The sequence below is a fragment of the Streptomyces canus genome, assembly GCF_041435015.1.
Lineage (GTDB): Bacteria > Actinomycetota > Actinomycetes > Streptomycetales > Streptomycetaceae > Streptomyces > Streptomyces canus_G.
Genome location: NZ_CP107989.1, coordinates 3,205,754 through 3,223,731, shown reverse-complemented (window position 1 = coordinate 3,223,731; position 17,978 = coordinate 3,205,754). Strand labels below are relative to the sequence as shown.

Genomic DNA, 17,978 nt, shown 5'->3' with positions numbered 1-17,978 from the left:
AATGGTGGGATCGCACGGCTGAAGGGGAACATGCCATGAGCGCCGAGGACCTCGAGAAGTACGAGACCGAGATGGAGCTCAAGCTCTACCGGGAGTACCGCGATGTCGTCGGTCTGTTCAAATACGTGATCGAGACCGAGCGGCGCTTCTACCTGACCAACGACTACGAGATGCAGGTGCACTCGGTCCAGGGTGAGGTGTTCTTCGAGGTGTCCATGGCGGATGCGTGGGTGTGGGACATGTATCGGCCGGCTCGCTTCGTGAAACAGGTCCGGGTGTTGACGTTCAAGGACGTGAACATCGAGGAGCTGAACAAGAGCGACCTGGAGTTGCCCGGCGGGTGACCCTTGTGGGTGACCAGGTTTTCCACAACCGGTGAGTAGTCCACCAAGATCAACTCGGTGGACGGGTTTGCGTGATCGTTGGCGCCGGAGGTGGTGCCGACATGAACGCACGCAGTGCACTCGGCAAGTACGGCGAGAGTCTGGCCGCGAGGCGGCTGACCGAGGCCGGGATGACGGTCCTGGAGCGCAACTGGCGCTGTGGCAGGACGGGTGAGATCGACATCGTGGCGCGGGACGGCGAGGTCCTGGTCGTCTGCGAGGTCAAGACACGGCGGGCGGGCGCCTTCGAGCACCCCATGGCCGCGGTGACCCCCGAGAAGGCGGAGCGCCTGCGGGGCCTCGCCGCCTGCTGGATCCACGCCCACGGAGGCGCCCCACCGGGAGGCGTCCGCATCGACCTGGTGGGTGTGGTCCTGCCACAGCGCGGCGCGCCCCTGGTCGAGCATGCGCAGGGGGTGGCCTGAGATGGGTTTCGCTCGTACGTGCTCGGTGGCGCTGGTGGGCGTCGAGGGAGTCGTGGTCGAGGTCCAGGCGGACCTGGAGCCCGGGGTGGCGGCGTTCACACTGGTGGGGCTGCCGGACAAGAGCCTGACGGAGAGCCGGGACCGGGTTCGGGCGGCCGTCGTGAACTCGGGCGGTGAATGGCCCCAGAAGAAGCTCACGGTGGGGCTCAGTCCGGCATCCGTGCCGAAGGCGGGTTCGGGATTCGACCTCGCCGTCGCGTGTGCCGTGCTGGGTGCCTCCGAGCGGATCGACCCGCGCGTGCTCGCCGACATCGTGATGATCGGAGAGCTGGGGCTGGACGGTCGGGTGCGGCCCGTTCGGGGCATCCTGCCCGCGGTACTGGCCGCCGCGGACGCCGGCTACGAGCAGGTCGTGGTGCCGGAGTGCGCCGCCGCCGAGGCTTCGCTGGTGCCCGGGGTCTCCGTGCTCGGCGTGCGCACCCTGCGGCAGCTGATCGCGGTCCTCGCGGACGAGCCGGTGCCCGACGAGCAACCCGACGAGCCGGGCCGCCCCGATCCGCTGCTGGCCGGCCTGCGCGTGCCGGGTACGGGCGCCGCCACCGGCATGCACAGCTCCGGAGCCGCGCAGCAGGACCACGGCCACGACCTGGCCGACGTCGTCGGTCAGATCTCGGCGCGGACCGCGGTGGAGGTGGCGGCGGCCGGTGGACATCACCTGTTCCTGGAGGGCCCGCCCGGCGCGGGCAAGACGATGCTCGCGGAGCGGCTGCCCGCGATCCTGCCCCGGCTGGCCCGGGAGGAGTCGCTCGAGGTGACGGCGGTGCACTCGGTGGCGGGTCTGCTGCCGCCGGGCAAGCCCCTGATCGATGTCGCCCCCTACTGCGCTCCGCACCACTCGGCCACCATGCAGGCCCTCGTCGGCGGCGGACCCGGTATCGCCCGTCCCGGGGCGGTGTCGCTGTCTCATCGAGGCGTCCTCTTTCTGGACGAGACACCCGAGTTCAACACCCAGGCCCTCGACGCGCTGCGGCAGCCGCTGGAGGCGGGGCACGTGGTGATCGCGCGCAGCGCGGGCGTGGTGCGGTTTCCGGCGAGGTTCCTGATGGTGCTCGCGGCGAATCCGTGCCCCTGCGGTCGCTTCTCGCAGACCGACGACTTCTGCGAGTGTCCGCCCTCGGCGATCCGGCGCTACCAGGCCCGGCTCTCCGGCCCGCTGCTCGACCGGGTCGACCTGCGGGTGCAGGTGGACCGGGTCACACGTGACCAGCTTGCCGGACGCGGTGCCCGGGGCGAGTCGACCGCCGTGGTCGCCGACCGGGTGCGGGCCGCCAGGGAACGGGCGGCGCTGCGCTTCGCCGGCACCCCGTGGCGGACCAACAGCGACGTACCCGGGCGTGAGCTGCGAAGCCGCTGGCACGCCATGTCGGGGGCGATGGACGAGGCCGAGCGCAATCTGGAGCGGGGCGTCCTGACCGCCCGGGGGCTCGACCGCGTCCTGCGTGTCGCCTGGACGGTCGCGGACCTCTCGGGACACGACCGACCGGACGCGACGGACGTCGCCCTGGCGCTGCAACTGCGCACCGGAGTGCCCCGGGGAGTGCCCATGGCCATCGGGGCGCCGGCGTGACCGGCGACGAACCCGACGGCGAGCTGCTCGACCGGGTCTTCCTCGCTCGGGTCGTCGAGCCCGGGGACGAGGTCGGCGGGCGGTGGCTCCGGGAGTGGGGTGTGGCGGAGGTGGCCTCGCGGTTGCGGGGGTCCGGGGAGCCGTTGCCCGGGGTGAGTGAGAAACGGTGGAGCGGTTTGCGGGCCCGGGCGCGGGTGGCCGAGCCCCGCCGGGATCTCGCCGTCGCGTACGCGGCCGGTGCGCGCTTCGTCGTTCCCGGCAGCGCCGAGTGGCCGGGGCAGCTAGACGATCTCGCAGACGCGCGGCCGATCGGACTGTGGGTGCGGGGGCTGCCCAGTCTGCGGATGTGGGCGTTGAGGTCCGTCGCCCTCGTGGGAGCCCGTGCCTGCACCGAGTACGGGGCTCACATGGCGGCCACCCTCGGCACCGGGCTCGCCGAGCGCGGCTGGGTCGTCGTGTCCGGCGGGGCGTACGGGGTCGACGGCGCCGCGCATCGCGGTGCTCTCGGCGCAGGGGGCGCCACCGTGGCCGTCCTGGCCTGCGGGGTCGACCGGCCCTATCCGCGCGGACACACCCAGTTGATCACCAGGATCGCGGAACAGGGTCTGGTGATCGGCGAGTTGCCGCCCGGCGATCATCCGACGCCCAGCAGATTCGTGCTGCGCAACAGAGTGATCGCCGCCCTCACCCGGGGCACGGTGGTCGTCGAGGCCGCCCACCGCAGCGGCTCGCTGGTCACCGCCCGTGCGGCACAGCGGTTGGGCCGTCACACGATGGGAGTGCCCGGGCCTGCCACCAGCAGCCTGTCGGCCGGAGTGCACGAGCTGCTGCGCGGGGATGCCGCGCTGGTCACGGACGCGGCGGAAGTCGTGGAGCTGGTCGGCGACATGGGGGAGCTGGCGCCGGACCGGCGCGGGCCCGTGCTGCCGCGCGATCTGCTGGACCCGGCGGCACGGAGGGTGCTGTCCGCGCTGCCCGGTCGACGGGAGGCCGGTGCGGAGGAGATCGCGCGCGGTGCGCAGACGACGCGGGACGACGCCATCGCGAGACTGTACGAACTCCGTTCACTTGGTTACGTCGAACGACACGGCGACAGCTGGAAGTTGACACGCCAGGCGATGATCTCCGTCCGGGGTGGTCGCGGCCCGTGTTGACCGAGCGTGTTCGGCCGTCCGGGCGAAGCCCGAAGCCCTTGCGGTTTCCCGCAGTTGGAGCGTTCCGGTGATCACACAGGGTGATGCCCGTGCCCCGGGCGAGCGGTCGGCGGAACGCATCTGCGCATGCACTCGGCCACGTTGTTTGCGCACTGCGACTCTTCAGTCACGCTACGCTCACGGGGATTCCGACGCACTTCATGTACATCGCGTACTTCACGGCAGAACGGCACAAGGCGACGAATGCCCCAGCACACTTCCGGGTCCGACCGGGCGGCGATCCCCCCAGCCGCCCGTGGCGGTGGCAGCGTGCGGCCGCCCGCTCCCTCGACGCTCGACGAGCTGTGGCGGTCGTACAAGGCGACGGGAGACGAGCGGCTGCGCGAGCAGCTGATCCTGCACTACTCGCCGCTCGTGAAGTACGTGGCCGGGCGGGTGAGCGTCGGGCTGCCGCCCAATGTCGAGCAGGCGGACTTCGTGTCCTCGGGGGTCTTCGGACTCATCGACGCGATCGAGAAGTTCGACATCGACCGGGAGATCAAGTTCGAGACGTACGCGATCACCCGGATCCGGGGCGCGATGATCGACGAACTGCGGGCGCTGGACTGGATTCCCCGGTCCGTGCGGCAGAAGGCGCGCAACGTCGAGCGGGCGTACGCGACGCTGGAGGCGCGGCTCAGGCGGACGCCCACGGAGGGGGAGGTCGCCGGCGAGCTGGGGATCGCGGTGGACGATCTCCATGCGGTCTTCAGCCAGTTGTCGCTGGCCAACGTGGTGGCGCTGGAGGAGTTGCTGCATGTCGGTGGCGAGGGCGGCGACCGGCTGAGCCTCATGGACACCCTGGAGGACACCGCCGCGGACAATCCCGTGGAGGTCGCCGAGGACCGGGAGCTCAGACGGTTCCTGGCGCGGGCCATCAACACGCTGCCCGAGCGCGAGAAGACCGTCGTCACCCTGTACTACTACGAGGGGCTCACCCTCGCGGAGATCGGGAACGTGCTGGGGGTGACCGAGAGCCGGGTCAGCCAGATCCACACCAAGTCCGTGCTGCAACTGAGGGCGAAGCTGGCCGGCTTCGGTCGCTGACCTGGCCCGACGGTCTCTCGGTCACGGCCGGTGGGGTGGAGTGACTCCCGTCCGCAGTGGTGCGTCCGTACAGTGGTTGACGTGCCAAGGATTCGAGCGGCCTCCGTGGCCGAGCACCGGTCGATGCAGCGAGCCGCCCTGCTGGACGCGGCTCGGTCGTTGCTGTCCGAGGGTGGGACGGAGGCGCTGACCTTCCCGGCTCTCGCCGAGCGGACGGGGCTCGCGCGATCGTCCGTGTACGAGTACTTCCGGTCGCGGGCCGCCGTGGTCGAGGAACTGTGCGCGGTCGACTTCCCCGTCTGGGCCGCGGAGGTCTCGGCGGCGATGGCCGCGGCGGAGGGCCCCGAGGTCAGGGTCGAGGCGTATGTGCGGCAGCAGCTGGCGCTGGTGGGGGATCGGCGGCACCGGGCCGTGGTGGCCATCTCCGCGAGTGAGCTGGACGCGGGGGCCCGGGAGAAGATCCGGGCGGCGCACGGGGGGCTGGTGGCGATGATCGTCGAGGCGCTCGGCGAGATGGGGCATGAACAGCCTCGGCTGGCGGCGATGTTGGTGCAGGGGGTCGTGGACGCGGCTGTGCGGAGGATCGAGCTCGGGGCCGCGGAGGAGCCGTCCGTGATCACCGAGGCCGCGGTTTCCATGGCGCTGCGGGGTGTGCGGGGCTGACGCCGGGTGGGCGTGCGTTTCGCCTGCCCGCGCCTGAGGGGGAGCCGGCCGAGCGGCTGCTGCCCGCAGTCAGGGCAGGGGGACGTCCAGTACCGGGAGCAGTCTCGAGGGACCCCTGCGCAGCAGCCATGGTGGGAGCAGGGACAGCGGATCCAGGTAGGTCTCGCCCCTCCGTAAGCCCCAGTGCACGCAGGTGGTCGTGCAGTGGGAGCCCGTCGGTTCGACCGTGCCCACCACCTCGCCCGCCGCCACCTCGGCGCCCTTCTCCACCGACGCCGTCACCGGCTCGTAGGTCGTTCGAAGATCCGTCCCTGTCAGTTCCACCGAGACCACACCCCTCCCCGCCACCCGCCCCGCGAAGGCCACCCGGCCCGGCGCCACCGCCCGTACCGGGCTTCCGGGAGGGGCCGCCAGGTCCACGCCCCGGTGGCCGCGGCCGTACACCGTCGCCGGGGGCTCCCAGCCACGCAGAACCGTCGGGCGGGCGCCCACGGGCCAGGCGCGGCCGATCGCCGGGACCGCCGTGTCCGTGGCCGTCGGGGTGAGAAGGGGCGGCCGGGGCCGGGGTGTCGGCGCCGTCAACAGCAGCAGAATCCCCAGCACCAGCCATGTACCGCATCGCCCGTATCGCTTCGCTCGCATGCGGAAACCGTCCCGCACCCGCCCCGGTCACGGCCGGGACCTGTGGACTACTCCCGGGTTGTGGACAGCGGCGTCACCCGGTACCTCGCGGGTCCCGTACACTTCTTCTGGCGATCCGGGTCACCGGGTCGACTTCGCACGCCCCGACATCAGGCCCTCACACAGCCGGTGTCAGCGCCTCTCGGTCCCTAGTGGCAAGGCGCATCGCGGGCGTCAGGCGCGAGTGCCATCCGGCGCGCGCGGCACAACCGAGAACACCAAGGAGAACGGCCATGGCCGTCGTCACGATGCGGGAGCTGCTGGAAAGCGGCGTCCACTTCGGTCACCAGACCCGTCGTTGGAACCCGAAGATGAAGCGGTTCATCTTCACGGAGCGCAACGGCATCTACATCATCGACCTGCTCCAGTCGCTGTCGTACATCGACCGCGCCTACGAGTTCGTCAAGGAGACCGTCGCCCACGGCGGCACGGTCATGTTCGTCGGCACGAAGAAGCAGGCGCAGGAGGCCATCGCCGAGCAGGCCACCCGCGTCGGCATGCCCTACGTCAACCAGCGCTGGCTGGGCGGCATGCTCACCAACTTCTCGACCGTCTACAAGCGTCTGCAGCGCCTCAAGGAGCTCGAGCAGATCGACTTCGAGGACGTCGCCGCGTCGGGTCTGACCAAGAAGGAGCTTCTCGTGCTCTCGCGCGAGAAGGCCAAGCTGGAGAAGACCCTCGGTGGTATCCGCGAGATGCAGAAGGTGCCCAGCGCCGTCTGGATCGTGGACACCAAGAAGGAGCACATCGCGGTCGGCGAGGCCCGGAAGCTCAACATCCCGGTCGTCGCCATCCTCGACACCAACTGCGACCCCGACGAGGTCGACTACAAGATCCCGGGCAACGACGACGCGATCCGCTCCGTCACCCTGCTCACCCGTGTGATCGCGGACGCGGTCGCCGAGGGCCTCATCTCCCGCTCTCGCGTCGCCACCGGTGACAAGGGCGAGAAGGCCGCGGGCGAGCCGCTCGCCGAGTGGGAGCGCGACCTGCTCGAGGGTGGCGAGAAGAAGGCCGAGGAGGCTCCCGCCGCCGAGGCCGCTCCGGCCGCGGAGGCCACCGAGGCTCCTGCTGCTGAGGCCCCCGCCGCCGAGGCCGAGACCCCGGCCGAGGCGCCCGCTGCCGAGGCTCCCGCCGCCGAGGCCGCTCCGGCCGCGGACGCCGAGCAGGCCTGATCCGTCAGCGTCAGGGGTGACGGCGGGAGCGGGGGCATGAACTCCGCTCCCGCCGTTCACCCGTAGATCAGCGGAGAGTCGGCGGCCCCCGGCTGAATGGGGGCCGTAGACCCCGTAGATCTTCGATCTTCCAGACTTCGAGAAAGATTCACAGACTCATGGCGAACTACACCGCCGCCGACGTCAAGAAGCTCCGTGAGCTCACGGGCGCCGGCATGATGGACTGCAAGAAGGCGCTGGACGAGGCCGCGGGCGACGTCGAGAAGGCTGTCGAGGCGCTCCGGATCAAGGGCCAGAAGGGCGTCGCCAAGCGCGAGGGCCGCTCCGCCGAGAACGGCGCCGTGGTCTCGATCATCGCCGACGACAACTCCTCCGGCGTCCTCGTCGAGCTCAAGTGCGAGACGGACTTCGTCGCCAAGGGCGAGAAGTTCCAGGCCGTCGCCGACAAGATCGCGCAGCACGTCGCCGCGACCTCCCCGGCCGACCTGGAGGCCCTGCTCGCCTCTGAGATCGAGGCCGGTAAGACCGTCCAGGCGTTCGTGGACGAGGCCAACGCCAACCTCGGCGAGAAGATCGTCCTGGACCGCTTCGCGCAGTTCGCCGACGGCTTCGTGACCGCGTACATGCACCGCACGATGCCCGACCTGCCCCCGCAGATCGGTGTCCTCGTCGAGCTGGACAAGCCCAACGCCGAGGTCGCCCGCGGTGTCGCCCAGCACATCGCCGCCTTCGCGCCGAAGTACCTCTCCAAGGAGGACGTTCCGGCCGAGGTCGTCGAGTCCGAGCGTCGCGTCGCCGAGGAGACCACCCGCGCCGAGGGCAAGCCCGAGGCCGCCCTGCCGAAGATCGTCGAGGGTCGCCTCAACGGTTTCTTCAAGGACGCCACGCTGCTCGGTCAGCCGTACGCGCTCGACAACAAGAAGTCGGTCCAGAAGGTTCTGGACGAGGCCGGTGTCACCCTGAAGCGCTTCACGCGCATCAAGGTCGGCATCTGAGTCCGTACCGCGAGCGACGCGCGGGCCCTATAGGGTCGTCAGCAGTCGTCCGGTACGCCGCCACGCACGCGCGTGGCGGACGACAGCAGATCTGACGAGGAGGCCATTGCCGCGCATGGGATGCGAACCAGTTCCCACCGGCAGTGGCCTTCTTCGTATGTGCAACAGGTGAAAGAGGCGGGATCCCCATGACCACCAAGGCCCAGAAGAGCGACGACGGCAAAGTGCGCGGCCGGTTTCTGCTGAAGCTGTCCGGAGAGGCGTTCGCCGGTGGCGGGGGCCTGGGTGTGGACCCCGACGTGGTGCACAAGATCGCCCGTGAGATCGCCGCCGTCGTCCGGGACGGTGCCGAGATCGCCGTCGTCATCGGTGGCGGCAACTTCTTCCGCGGTGCCGAACTCCAGCAGCGCGGCATGGACCGCGCCCGCTCGGACTACATGGGCATGCTCGGCACCGTGATGAACTGCCTCGCCCTCCAGGACTTCCTGGAGAAGGAGGGCATCGACAGCCGGGTGCAGACCGCCATCACCATGGGCCAGGTCGCCGAGCCCTACATCCCGCTGCGTGCCGTGCGCCACCTGGAGAAGGGCCGCGTGGTCATCTTCGGCGCCGGTATGGGCATGCCGTACTTCTCCACCGACACCACCGCCGCGCAGCGCGCCCTGGAGATCGACGCCGAGGCGCTGCTCATGGGCAAGAACGGCGTGGACGGGGTCTACGACTCCGACCCGAAGACCAACCCCGACGCGGTCAAGTTCGACGCCCTCGGATACGGCGAGGTCATCACCCGTGACCTGAAGGTCGCCGACGCCACCGCCGTCACGCTGTGCCGCGACAACAAGCTTCCGATCCTGGTGTTCGAGCTCCTGGCGGAGGGCAATATCGCCCGCGCCGTCAAGGGTGAGAAGATCGGCACGCTTGTGGGTGACCAGGACAGCCGGGACTGACCCGGGATACACCCGGTCCCTGACCGGGGGATGGACAATGTCCTGCCGGTCGGGAACCGTGCAGGAAGAAGACGCGACGCAGCCGGCCGCCGCCCACGCACATGGAACAGCAGCCGGGCCTACTCAAGACACGCAGGAGCAAGTGGTGATCGAAGAGACCCTCCTCGAGGCCGAGGAGAAGATGGAGAAGGCCGTCGTGGTCGCCAAGGAGGACTTCGCCGCGATCCGCACCGGGCGTGCGCACCCGGCGATGTTCAACAAGATCGTGGCCGACTACTACGGCGCGCCGACGCCGATCAACCAGCTGGCTTCGTTCTCCGTGCCGGAGCCGCGCATGGCCGTGGTGACCCCGTTCGACAAGACCGCCCTGCGCAACATCGAACAGGCGATCCGCGATTCCGACCTGGGCGTCAACCCGAGCAACGACGGCAACATCATCCGGGTGGTGTTCCCCGAGCTCACCGAGGAGCGCCGCCGCGACTACATCAAGGTCGCCAAGGCCAAGGCCGAGGACTCGCGCGTGTCCATCCGCTCGGTCCGCCGCAAGGCCAAGGACGCGATCGACAAGCTCGTCAAGGACGGCGAGGTCGGCGAGGACGAGGGCCGCCGTGCGGAGAAGGAGCTCGACGACGCGACGCACAAGTACGTCGCCCAGGTGGACGAGCTCCTCAAGCACAAGGAAGCTGAGCTTCTCGAGGTCTGATGAACGACTCTTCCTGGGGAACGCCGCCCCACGCCGGGTACTGGGCGCCGTCCGACCAGGGGCCTGTCCAGGGGGCTGACCCGGCGGGTCCCGCGTACGATGCGCATGACGCGCAGCACACTCGGCCCATGCCCATCGTGCCCGACGGACCCGCTGTACCTCGATACGGCGGCGACCAGGATGACGACCGGGGGGCCGCTCGGCTGAGCGGCCCCTTGTTCCGGGACGACCAGTTCCGGGACGAGGCGTTCCGGAACGAGAGGTTCCGCGACGAGACCACGTCGGCGCAGCCCCACGCGGCGGCGCCGCAGAAGCAGAATCCGGAGCCCATGCCCGACTCCTCGCAGCCGGCTCCCGCGCCGCAGAAGAAGAGCGCGGGGCGGGATCTGGGTGCCGCCATAGGGGTCGGGGTCGGACTCGGTGCGGTGATCATCGCGTCGCTGTTCTTCGTCAAGGCCGCGTTCGTCGGCGTGATAGCCGTCGCCGTGGTCGTGGGTCTGTGGGAGCTGACCAGCAGGCTTGAGGAGCGCAAGGGCATCAGGGCGCCGCTCGTGCCGCTGGCGCTCGGCGGGGCCGCGATGGTCGTCGCGGGGTACGTCAGGGGCGCCGAGGGGGCCTGGGTCGCCATGGCACTCACGGCACTCGCCGTCCTCGTCTGGCGGATGACGGAACCGCCGGAGGGCTACCTCAAGGACGTCACGGCCGGCGTCTTCGCGGCGTTCTACGTCCCGTTCCTGGCCACGTTCGTCGCGATGATGCTGACGGCCGAGGACGGGGCGGCCCGGGTACTGATGTTCCTGCTCCTGACCGTCGTCAGCGACACCGGTGCGTACGCCGTCGGCTGGCGCTTCGGCACCCACAAGCTCGCGCCGCGCATCAGTCCCGGCAAGACCCGTGAGGGCCTGGTCGGAGCGGTCCTGTTCGCGATGGTGGCGGGCGCGCTGTGCATGCAGTTCCTGATCGACGACGGCACCTGGTGGCAGGGCCTGGTCCTCGGCCTCGCGGTCGCGGCCAGCGCGACGCTGGGTGACCTCGGCGAGTCGATGATCAAGCGGGACCTCGGCATCAAGGACATGGGCACCCTGCTGCCGGGCCACGGCGGCATCATGGACCGCCTGGACTCCCTCCTGCCGACGGCTCCGGTGGTGTGGCTGCTGCTGGTGCTGTTCGTGGGCAGCGGCTGACGCACGAGGATGGGAGAGGGGCGGCAGCGACGGCTGCCGCCCCTTTGCGTTGCGTCACCCGCAGGCGTGGCGGAGATCTGTCACGTAGGCATGGCGGAGGCCAGGGCGGCGCAAATTGTGTGTCAGGCCTTGCTTCGCATACGTAAAAGGGGCCGTTTCCGCGGGATCTCGACCGGGATGCTGACCGTCGCGTCGGTTTTCGAACGGGGGAACGAGATGAGCGAGCAGTTCGGGGTGGACCCCGAGACGTTGACGGATCTGGCGGGCAGGTTCGACCGGGAGGCGACGGGCCTCGCCGGGCCCATCGGGGCGTTCTCGGGAAGCGCGGCGGAGATCGGGCAGGCGTTCGGGCTGCTGGGGATCTGCGACGGGGCGTCGGAGCAGTACCGGCAGCTGCTGGAGAACACCGCCAAGGCGCTCGGACATCTTCCGGACGTGCTCAGGAGCGACGGTGACCGGCTGCGGCTGAACGCCACCCACTACACGGACTCGGACCGGACGGCCCTCGGCTATCTGCACTCCGCGGCCTCGGGCGGCCGCCCGTGAGCGTCAACGACTGGATCGACGGCAAGGTCCTGGAGATCCTCCAGGCCGCCGGTGTGGAGCTCCCCGGCGGGGACGGCGACACCCTCCGGGCCATCGCCCGTTCCTGGGACGCCACGGGCACCGAACTGACAGATGTCGTACGGGCCGTGGACGCAGCGATCGCCGGTGTCGACAAACAGGGCTGGCACGGGGCCGCCAGGGACGCCTTCGAGAAGCACTGGGGCGAGCAGAAGAAGGCCGTCCAGGACGTCGCCGCCAACTTCCACCATGTCGCCGACGGCCTGCGGTCCTACGCGGACGAGATCGACGGGATCAACAAGGAGATCATCGACATCTGTGTCGAGATCGCCGAGATGGAGATCGCCGGGGTCGCGCTGTCGTTCTTCACCGGTTTCATCTCCGACCTCGTCGCGAACACGGCGGTGGCGGCGCGGGTGGCCAGGATCGTGGACCTGGTCCGGCTGTTCACGGCGGCGGCGGAGCGGGTGGCGGGCCTCCTGGAACGGTTCTCGGGGCTGAGCGCGGAGACGGTCGCCACCTTGGAGAGGATGCTCACGGCCGTGGCGAGGGTCTCCGCGACCTTCGCCAAGACGGGGCTGGAGAGCTTCACGACGAACGTCGTGGCGGACTCGGGGAGCATCATGGTGACCCAGGCCGTGAACGGGCAGCCGGTGACCGTCGGGGCGGACCTCAGGAACGGCGCGCTGCTCGCGGGCGGTACAGCGGGGTTCACCGCGGGAGCCGGCGCGGTCGGGGCCCGTCTCACCGGGGTGGCCGGAGACCTCCTGAGAGGGGAGGGCCTGCTCGGCACCGCGGTCAACGGCGCGTTCGGCAACGTCACGGGCGGTCTGACAGCCGACTACGCGAACGGCCAGGACGCGTCGACCATGGGCCAGGACGCGTTGACCAACGCGGTCGCCGGGGCCGCCGGAAATGCCCAGAACCACGGGGTCAACCACGCCCTGGAGCAGCACGGCAGCCTCGGCGGGGAACACCTCAGCGAGCAGGGCAAGCTCGCGGACGGAGCGTTCAGGAACACCGTGGGCACCACCCTCAACACCGGCGTCTACGCCGCCGCGTCCGGTATCGAGGCCGACATCCAGAACCTGAAGAAGGACGAGAACGACAAGTGAGCCCCCTCGGCGGAACAGCCCTCGCGGCCGTGTTCACCCCCAACCCGGGCCACCACTCCACCTGGTCCGGGTTCTTCGGCCTGGTCGCCCTCGTGCTCGGCTGTGCGATCGCTCTCATCGGCCTGTACGCGGCGATCAGCACCTGGCGCGGCCTGGAGCCCTCCCGCCGCCGCGGTCAGGCACTCCCGGTCACCCTCACCGGCGGCTTCTTCGTGGTTGTAGGCCTGGCGGTCGCCGCCTTCGGCGTGTGGATCTTCTGAACGCGGTCCCCGAATGATCTGCGACACTGGTGAGGCTATGCCTAAGCCCGGAGAACTCACTTTCGTCGCCCCCCGCGGAGCCAAGAAGCCGCCGCGGCACCTTGCCGATCTCACGCCCGCCGAGCGCAAGGAGGTCGTGGCGGGGATCGGGGAGAAGCCGTTTCGCGCCAAGCAGCTCTCGCAGCACTACTTCGCGCGGTACGCGCACGACCCGGCGGAGTGGACCGACATCCCGGCCGGCGCGCGCGGCAAGCTCCAGGAGGCGCTGCTTCCCGAGCTCATGACCGTCGTACGGCATCTGTCGACCGACCAGGGGACCACGCGCAAGACGCTGTGGCGGCTGTTCGACGGGACGCTCGTGGAGTCGGTGCTGATGCGGTATCCGGACCGGGTGACCATGTGCATCAGCTCGCAGGCGGGCTGTGGCATGAACTGCCCCTTCTGCGCCACCGGGCAGGCGGGACTGGACCGCAATCTGTCCACCGCCGAGATCGTGCATCAGATCGTGGACGGCATGCGGGCGCTCCGGGACGGGGAGGTGCCGGGTGGGCCGGCGCGGCTCTCCAACATCGTCTTCATGGGGATGGGCGAACCGCTCGCCAACTACAAGCGCGTGGTCGGCTCCATTCGCGCGCTCACCGATCCCGCGCCCGATGGGCTCGGTCTCTCCCAGCGCGGCATCACCGTGTCGACCGTGGGGCTCGTGCCCGCCATTCACCGGTTCTCCGACGAAGGCTTCAAGTGCCGGCTCGCGATCTCCCTGCACGCGCCCGACGACGAGCTGCGCGACACCCTCGTCCCCGTGAACACGCGGTGGAAGGTGCGCGAGGTGCTCGACGCCGGGTTCGAGTACGTCGAGAAGTCGGGAAGGCGCCTGTCCATCGAGTACGCGCTCATTCGCGACATCAACGACCAGGCCTGGCGCGGTGACCGGCTGGGCCGCCTGCTCAAGGGCAAGCCGGTGCATGTCAACCTGATCCCGCTGAACCCGACTCCCGGATCCAAGTGGACCGCCTCCCGTCCCGAGGACGAGAAGGCCTTCGTCGAGGCCATCGCCGCCCATGGTGTGCCGGTGACGATCCGGGACACCCGTGGACAGGAGATCGACGGGGCCTGTGGTCAGCTCGCGGCCACCGAGCGGTAGTCTGACGGACGTACGTACATCTTCATATCCGACAGGGGAGCGCCACAGCGCTGAGAGTGCGGCAATCGGGCCGCAGACCCTCTGAACCTCGCCCAGGTCATTCTGGGTAGGAAGTTCGGTCATCACCGTGAACAACAAGAAGTTTCTTGCTGCCGTCGTCGGCCTCGGCCTGGTCACGCTGTCCGGGTGCGGGTCGTCGTCCTCCGACTCCGAAGGAAACGGCTCCAAGACCGTCACCCTCGTCAGCCACGACTCGTGGGCCGTCTCCAAGACCGTCCTCGCCGACTTCGAGAAGAAGTCCGGCTACAAGGTCAAGGTCCTGGAGGACGGCGACGCCGGACAGGCCGTCAACAAGGCCATCCTCACCAAGGACAACCCGCAGGGCGACGTCTTCTTCGGCGTCGACAACACCTTGCTGTCCCGCGCGCTCGACAACGGGCTCTTCCAGTCGTACGAGGCCAAGGGCGCCGATCGGATCAAGGCCGGGTACCGGGTCGACGGGGACAAGGTCACGCCCATCGACACCGGCGACATCTGCGTCAACTACGACAAGGCCTACTTCGCTGCGCACAAGCTCCAGCCGCCGACGTCGTACGACGATCTGATCAAGCCCGCCTACAAGAACCTCCTCGTCACCGAGAACGCCTCCACCTCCTCGCCGGGGCTCGGCTTCCTGCTCGGGAGCGCCGCGAAGTACGGCGACGACGGGTGGCAGGGCTACTGGAAGAAGCTCAAGGCCAACGGCGTCAAGGTCGTCGACGGCTGGGAGCAGGCCTACAACGAGGAGTTCTCCGGTTCCGCCGGGGGCAAGAAGGCGAAGGCCGACCGGCCGCTCGTCGTGTCGTACGCCTCCTCGCCGCCGGCCGAGGTGATCTACGCCGACCCGAAGCCGACGACCGCCCCGACCGGCGTGGCGCAGGGCACCTGCTTCCGGCAGATCGAGTACGCCGGACTGCTGAGCAACGCCGCGAACACCAAGGGCGGCAAGGCGTTCCTGGACTTCCTGCTCACCAAGGAGTTCCAGCAGGACATGCCGCTCAACATGTTCGTCTACCCGGTCGTCGACGGCGCCCAGGTGCCGGCCGAGTTCACGCAGTACGGTCCGCAGGCCAAGGACCCCGAGACGATGGACCCGGCGAAGATCGCCGACAACCGTGACGACTGGGTCAAGTCGTGGACCTCGCTCGTACTGAAGTAAGGCCCCGCAAGGGCGTCAAGAATGCGGCGGCCCGGCTCGGACTCATGGCCGTGCCCGTCGCGTTCTTCGCCGTCTTCTTCGCCTATCCCGTCGCCGCGATCGTCGCGCGCGGACTCAAGACCGACGGGACCTGGCAGTTCGGCAGGATCACCGACGTCCTCGCGCAGCCGGACATCCGGCACGTCCTGTGGTTCACCACCTGGCAGGCGCTCGCCTCCACCGCGCTCACGCTCCTGGTCGCGCTCCCCGGCGCGTATGTCTTCGCGCGCTTCGACTTCCCCGGCAAGCAGATCCTGCGGGCCGTGGTCACCGTCCCCTTCGTGCTGCCGACCGTGGTCGTCGGTACGGCCTTCCTGGCGCTCGTCGGCCGTGGGGGATTGCTGGACGAGTTGTGGGGCGTACGGCTGGACACCACGGTGTGGGCGATCCTGCTCGCGCACGTCTTCTTCAACTACGCGGTCGTCGTACGGACCGTCGGCGGGTTGTGGTCCCAGCTGGATCCGCGCCAGGAGGAGGCCGCGCGGATGCTGGGCGCGTCCCGGCTCAGGGCCTGGCGGACGGTCACGCTCCCCGCGCTCGCGCCCGCCGTGGCCGCCGCCGCCCTCATGGTGTTCCTCTTCACCTTCACCTCCTTCGGCGTGGTGCAGATCCTCGGCGGGCCGACCTTCTCGACTCTCGAAGTGGAGATCTACCGGCAGACCTCCGAGATCTTCGACCTGTCCACGGCCGCCGTGCTGACGCTGATCCAGTTCGTCGCGGTGGGCGCTGTTCTCGCCGTGCACGCGTGGACCGTACGGCGCCGGGAGACCGCGCTGCGGCTCGTGGACGAGTCCGTCACCGCCCGGCGGCCGCGAGGGGCGGGGGAGTGGGGGCTGCTGGCCGGGGTGGTGGGCAGCGTCGCCGTCCTCCTTGTGCTGCCGCTCGCGGTGCTGGTGCAGCGGTCGCTCGACGCTGCCGACTTCGGCTACTACCGGGCGCTGACCCACAGCGACGGCGGGGTCTTCCTCGTCGCGCCGATCGAGGCGGTCGGGAACTCCCTGGAGTACGCCCTCGCCGCCACCGCCATCGCCGTGGTGATCGGAGGCCTGGCGGCGGCCGCGCTGACGCGGCGGGACGCGGGCCGGTTCGTACGGGGCTTCGACGCGCTGCTGATGCTGCCCCTCGGGGTGTCCGCGGTGACCGTGGGCTTCGGGTTCCTGATCTCGCTCGACGAGCCGCCGCTGGACCTCAGGCAGTCCTGGATCCTGGTGCCGCTCGCGCAGGCGTTGGTCGGGGTGCCCTTCGTGGTGCGGACCATGCTGCCGGTGCTGCGGGCCGTGGACCACCGGCTGCGGGAGGCCGCGGCCGTGCTCGGGGCCTCGCCGTGGCGGGTGTGGCGGGAGGTCGATCTCCCCATGGTGCGGCGGGCCTTGCTGATCGCGGCGGGCTTCGCCTTCGCCGTGTCGCTGGGCGAGTTCGGGGCGACGGTGTTCATCGCACGGCCCGACAACCCGACGCTGCCGGTCGCCGTGGCACGGCTGCTCGGGCGGGCCGGTGATCTCAACTACGGCCAGGCGATGGCCCTTTCGACGATCCTGATGGTGGTGTGCGCGGTGGCGCTGCTGGTCCTCGAACGGCTGCGTACCGACCGGACAGGGGAGTTCTGATGCTGCTGAGCCTTGAGGACGCGACGGTACGGTTCGGCGGGCGGCCCGTGCTCGACGAGGTCGGTCTCGATGTCGCCGAGCACGAGATCGTGTGTGTGCTCGGGCCCAGCGGCAGCGGCAAGTCGACGCTGCTGCGGGTGGTGGCCGGCCTTCAACCGCTCGACCGGGGCCGGGTCCTGCTCGACGGGCGTGACCAGGGCGGGGTGCCCGCGCACAAGCGCGGGGTCGGGTTGATGTTCCAGGACCATCAGCTCTTCCCGCAGCGGGACGCGGGCGCGAATGTGGCCTTCGGACTGCGGATGCACGGCGCCACGAGGGCGCAACAGGACGAGCGGGTGCGGGAGTTGCTCGACCTCGTCGGGCTTCCGGGCGCCGCCCGTCGGGCTGTCGGCGCGCTCTCCGGCGGTGAGCAGCAACGGGTCGCACTGGCCCGCGCGCTCGCGCCCCGGCCCCGGCTGCTGATGCTCGACGAGCCGCTCGGACAGCTGGACCGCTCGCTGCGGGAACGGCTGGTCGTCGAACTGCGGCAGCTGTTCGGGCGGTTGGGCACCACCGTGCTCGCGGTCACCCACGACCAGGGCGAGGCCTTCGCGCTGGCCGACCGGGTCGTGGTGATGCGGGACGGGCGGATCGCCCAGTCCGGTACGCCTCTTGAGGTGTGGCAGCGGCCGGCGGACGAGTTCGTGGCCCGTTTCCTCGGCTTCGAGAACGTCGTCGAGGGCACGGTGGCGGGTGAGGTCGCGGACACGGCGTGGGGAAAGGTTCCGGTGCCCTCGGGAGCTGCCCAGGGGGTCAGGAGCGTGCTGGTGCGGCCGGCCGGAGTGCGGCTGACGGCGGCCGACGAGGGCCTGCGCTGCACGGTGGCCGCGCGGACCTTCAAGGGCACCCACGTGGCCGTACATCTGCACCCTGGGGAGGGCGGGCCGCGGTTGGAGGCCGCTTGCGCGCTCCGTGCGGCGCCGGAGGTCGGGGACACGGTCGGGGTGGAATTCGACCCGGCCGAAATCGTGGTGCTGGACTGACCGGGC

Annotated in this window: 19 protein-coding genes; 18 read left to right on the top strand and 1 reads right to left on the bottom strand. The window is 70.0% G+C overall.

Annotated elements, in window-relative coordinates; translation table 11 throughout:
- Positions 1-35: 35 nt before the first annotated feature.
- The 6 genes from OG841_RS14220 (at position 36) to OG841_RS14195 (ending at position 5,338) form a co-directional block, all read left to right on the top strand.
- Entirely contained in the window at positions 36-344 is a 309-nt protein-coding gene (locus OG841_RS14220) for a DUF2469 domain-containing protein (protein WP_003965949.1), read from the top strand.
- A gap of 101 nt (positions 345-445) precedes the next feature.
- Complete coding sequence (locus OG841_RS14215) at positions 446-808, top strand: YraN family protein (protein WP_365122438.1); 363 nt, start codon at positions 446-448, stop codon at positions 806-808.
- A gap of 1 nt (position 809) precedes the next feature.
- Positions 810-2,435 carry a YifB family Mg chelatase-like AAA ATPase gene (locus OG841_RS14210; RefSeq protein WP_371565511.1) on the top strand — a complete coding sequence of 542 codons (1,626 nt, stop codon included), beginning with the start codon at positions 810-812 and terminating at the stop codon, positions 2,433-2,435.
- Positions 2,432-3,589 (top strand): DNA-processing protein DprA, encoded by a 1,158-nt coding sequence (gene dprA, locus OG841_RS14205; protein ID WP_328641136.1) that lies wholly within the window; start codon positions 2,432-2,434, stop codon positions 3,587-3,589. The genes OG841_RS14210 and dprA overlap by 4 nt, the downstream gene beginning before the upstream one ends.
- 243 nt (positions 3,590-3,832) lie before the next feature.
- Positions 3,833-4,675, top strand: coding sequence for an RNA polymerase sigma factor WhiG (gene whiG / locus OG841_RS14200; protein WP_328641137.1), 843 nt, complete (start codon positions 3,833-3,835; stop codon positions 4,673-4,675).
- A gap of 105 nt (positions 4,676-4,780) precedes the next feature.
- A complete protein-coding gene (locus OG841_RS14195; RefSeq protein ID WP_371570694.1) occupies positions 4,781-5,338 on the top strand; it encodes a TetR/AcrR family transcriptional regulator in 558 nt (185 codons plus the stop codon).
- Between the two features lie 69 nt (positions 5,339-5,407).
- Here the strand turns inward: OG841_RS14195 and OG841_RS14190 are convergent, their stop codons facing one another.
- Positions 5,408-5,980, bottom strand: coding sequence for a murein hydrolase activator EnvC family protein (locus OG841_RS14190; protein ID WP_371565506.1), 573 nt, complete (start codon positions 5,978-5,980; stop codon positions 5,408-5,410).
- Positions 5,981-6,252: 272 nt separating this feature from the next.
- Between OG841_RS14190 and rpsB the strand changes: the two genes are divergently transcribed.
- The 12 genes from rpsB to OG841_RS14130 all read left to right on the top strand — a co-directional run bounded on the left by rpsB (position 6,253) and on the right by OG841_RS14130 (position 17,972).
- The gene (gene rpsB, locus OG841_RS14185; RefSeq protein ID WP_371565503.1) at positions 6,253-7,194 is read left to right on the top strand and encodes a 30S ribosomal protein S2; all 942 of its coding nucleotides are present in this window, start codon (positions 6,253-6,255) and stop codon (positions 7,192-7,194) included.
- A gap of 158 nt (positions 7,195-7,352) precedes the next feature.
- Positions 7,353-8,189, top strand: coding sequence for a translation elongation factor Ts (gene tsf / locus OG841_RS14180; protein ID WP_371565501.1), 837 nt, complete (start codon positions 7,353-7,355; stop codon positions 8,187-8,189).
- Between the two features lie 188 nt (positions 8,190-8,377).
- Complete coding sequence (pyrH, locus tag OG841_RS14175; protein WP_020138770.1) at positions 8,378-9,136, top strand: UMP kinase; 759 nt, start codon at positions 8,378-8,380, stop codon at positions 9,134-9,136.
- A 145-nt stretch (positions 9,137-9,281) separates the two neighbouring features.
- A complete protein-coding gene (gene frr, locus OG841_RS14170; protein ID WP_057616820.1) occupies positions 9,282-9,839 on the top strand; it encodes a ribosome recycling factor in 558 nt (185 codons plus the stop codon).
- Positions 9,839-11,023 (top strand): phosphatidate cytidylyltransferase, encoded by a 1,185-nt coding sequence (locus OG841_RS14165; RefSeq protein WP_371565498.1) that lies wholly within the window; start codon positions 9,839-9,841, stop codon positions 11,021-11,023. Before frr ends, OG841_RS14165 begins: the two co-directional genes overlap by 1 nt.
- Positions 11,024-11,239: 216 nt before the next feature.
- Positions 11,240-11,569 carry a WXG100 family type VII secretion target gene (locus OG841_RS14160; protein WP_371565496.1) on the top strand — a complete coding sequence of 110 codons (330 nt, stop codon included), beginning with the start codon at positions 11,240-11,242 and terminating at the stop codon, positions 11,567-11,569.
- A complete protein-coding gene (locus tag OG841_RS14155) occupies positions 11,566-12,702 on the top strand; it encodes a WXG100 family type VII secretion target (protein WP_371565494.1) in 1,137 nt (378 codons plus the stop codon). Before OG841_RS14160 ends, OG841_RS14155 begins: the two co-directional genes overlap by 4 nt.
- Positions 12,699-12,962, top strand: coding sequence for a hypothetical protein (locus OG841_RS14150; protein WP_328641144.1), 264 nt, complete (start codon positions 12,699-12,701; stop codon positions 12,960-12,962). Before OG841_RS14155 ends, OG841_RS14150 begins: the two co-directional genes overlap by 4 nt.
- Before the next feature lie 37 nt (positions 12,963-12,999).
- The gene (gene rlmN / locus OG841_RS14145; RefSeq protein WP_328641145.1) at positions 13,000-14,106 is read left to right on the top strand and encodes a 23S rRNA (adenine(2503)-C(2))-methyltransferase RlmN; all 1,107 of its coding nucleotides are present in this window, start codon (positions 13,000-13,002) and stop codon (positions 14,104-14,106) included.
- A 127-nt stretch (positions 14,107-14,233) separates the two neighbouring features.
- Entirely contained in the window at positions 14,234-15,304 is a 1,071-nt protein-coding gene (locus OG841_RS14140) for a thiamine ABC transporter substrate-binding protein (protein ID WP_371565491.1), read from the top strand.
- A gap of 44 nt (positions 15,305-15,348) precedes the next feature.
- On the top strand, positions 15,349-16,950 hold the full coding sequence (locus OG841_RS14135; protein ID WP_371565489.1) for an ABC transporter permease: 1,602 nt from the start codon (positions 15,349-15,351) through the stop codon (positions 16,948-16,950).
- Positions 16,950-17,972: an ABC transporter ATP-binding protein gene (locus OG841_RS14130; RefSeq protein WP_328641148.1), complete on the top strand. Its 1,023-nt coding sequence runs from the start codon at positions 16,950-16,952 to the stop codon at positions 17,970-17,972. The genes OG841_RS14135 and OG841_RS14130 overlap by 1 nt, the downstream gene beginning before the upstream one ends.
- Positions 17,973-17,978: the final 6 nt, after the last annotated feature.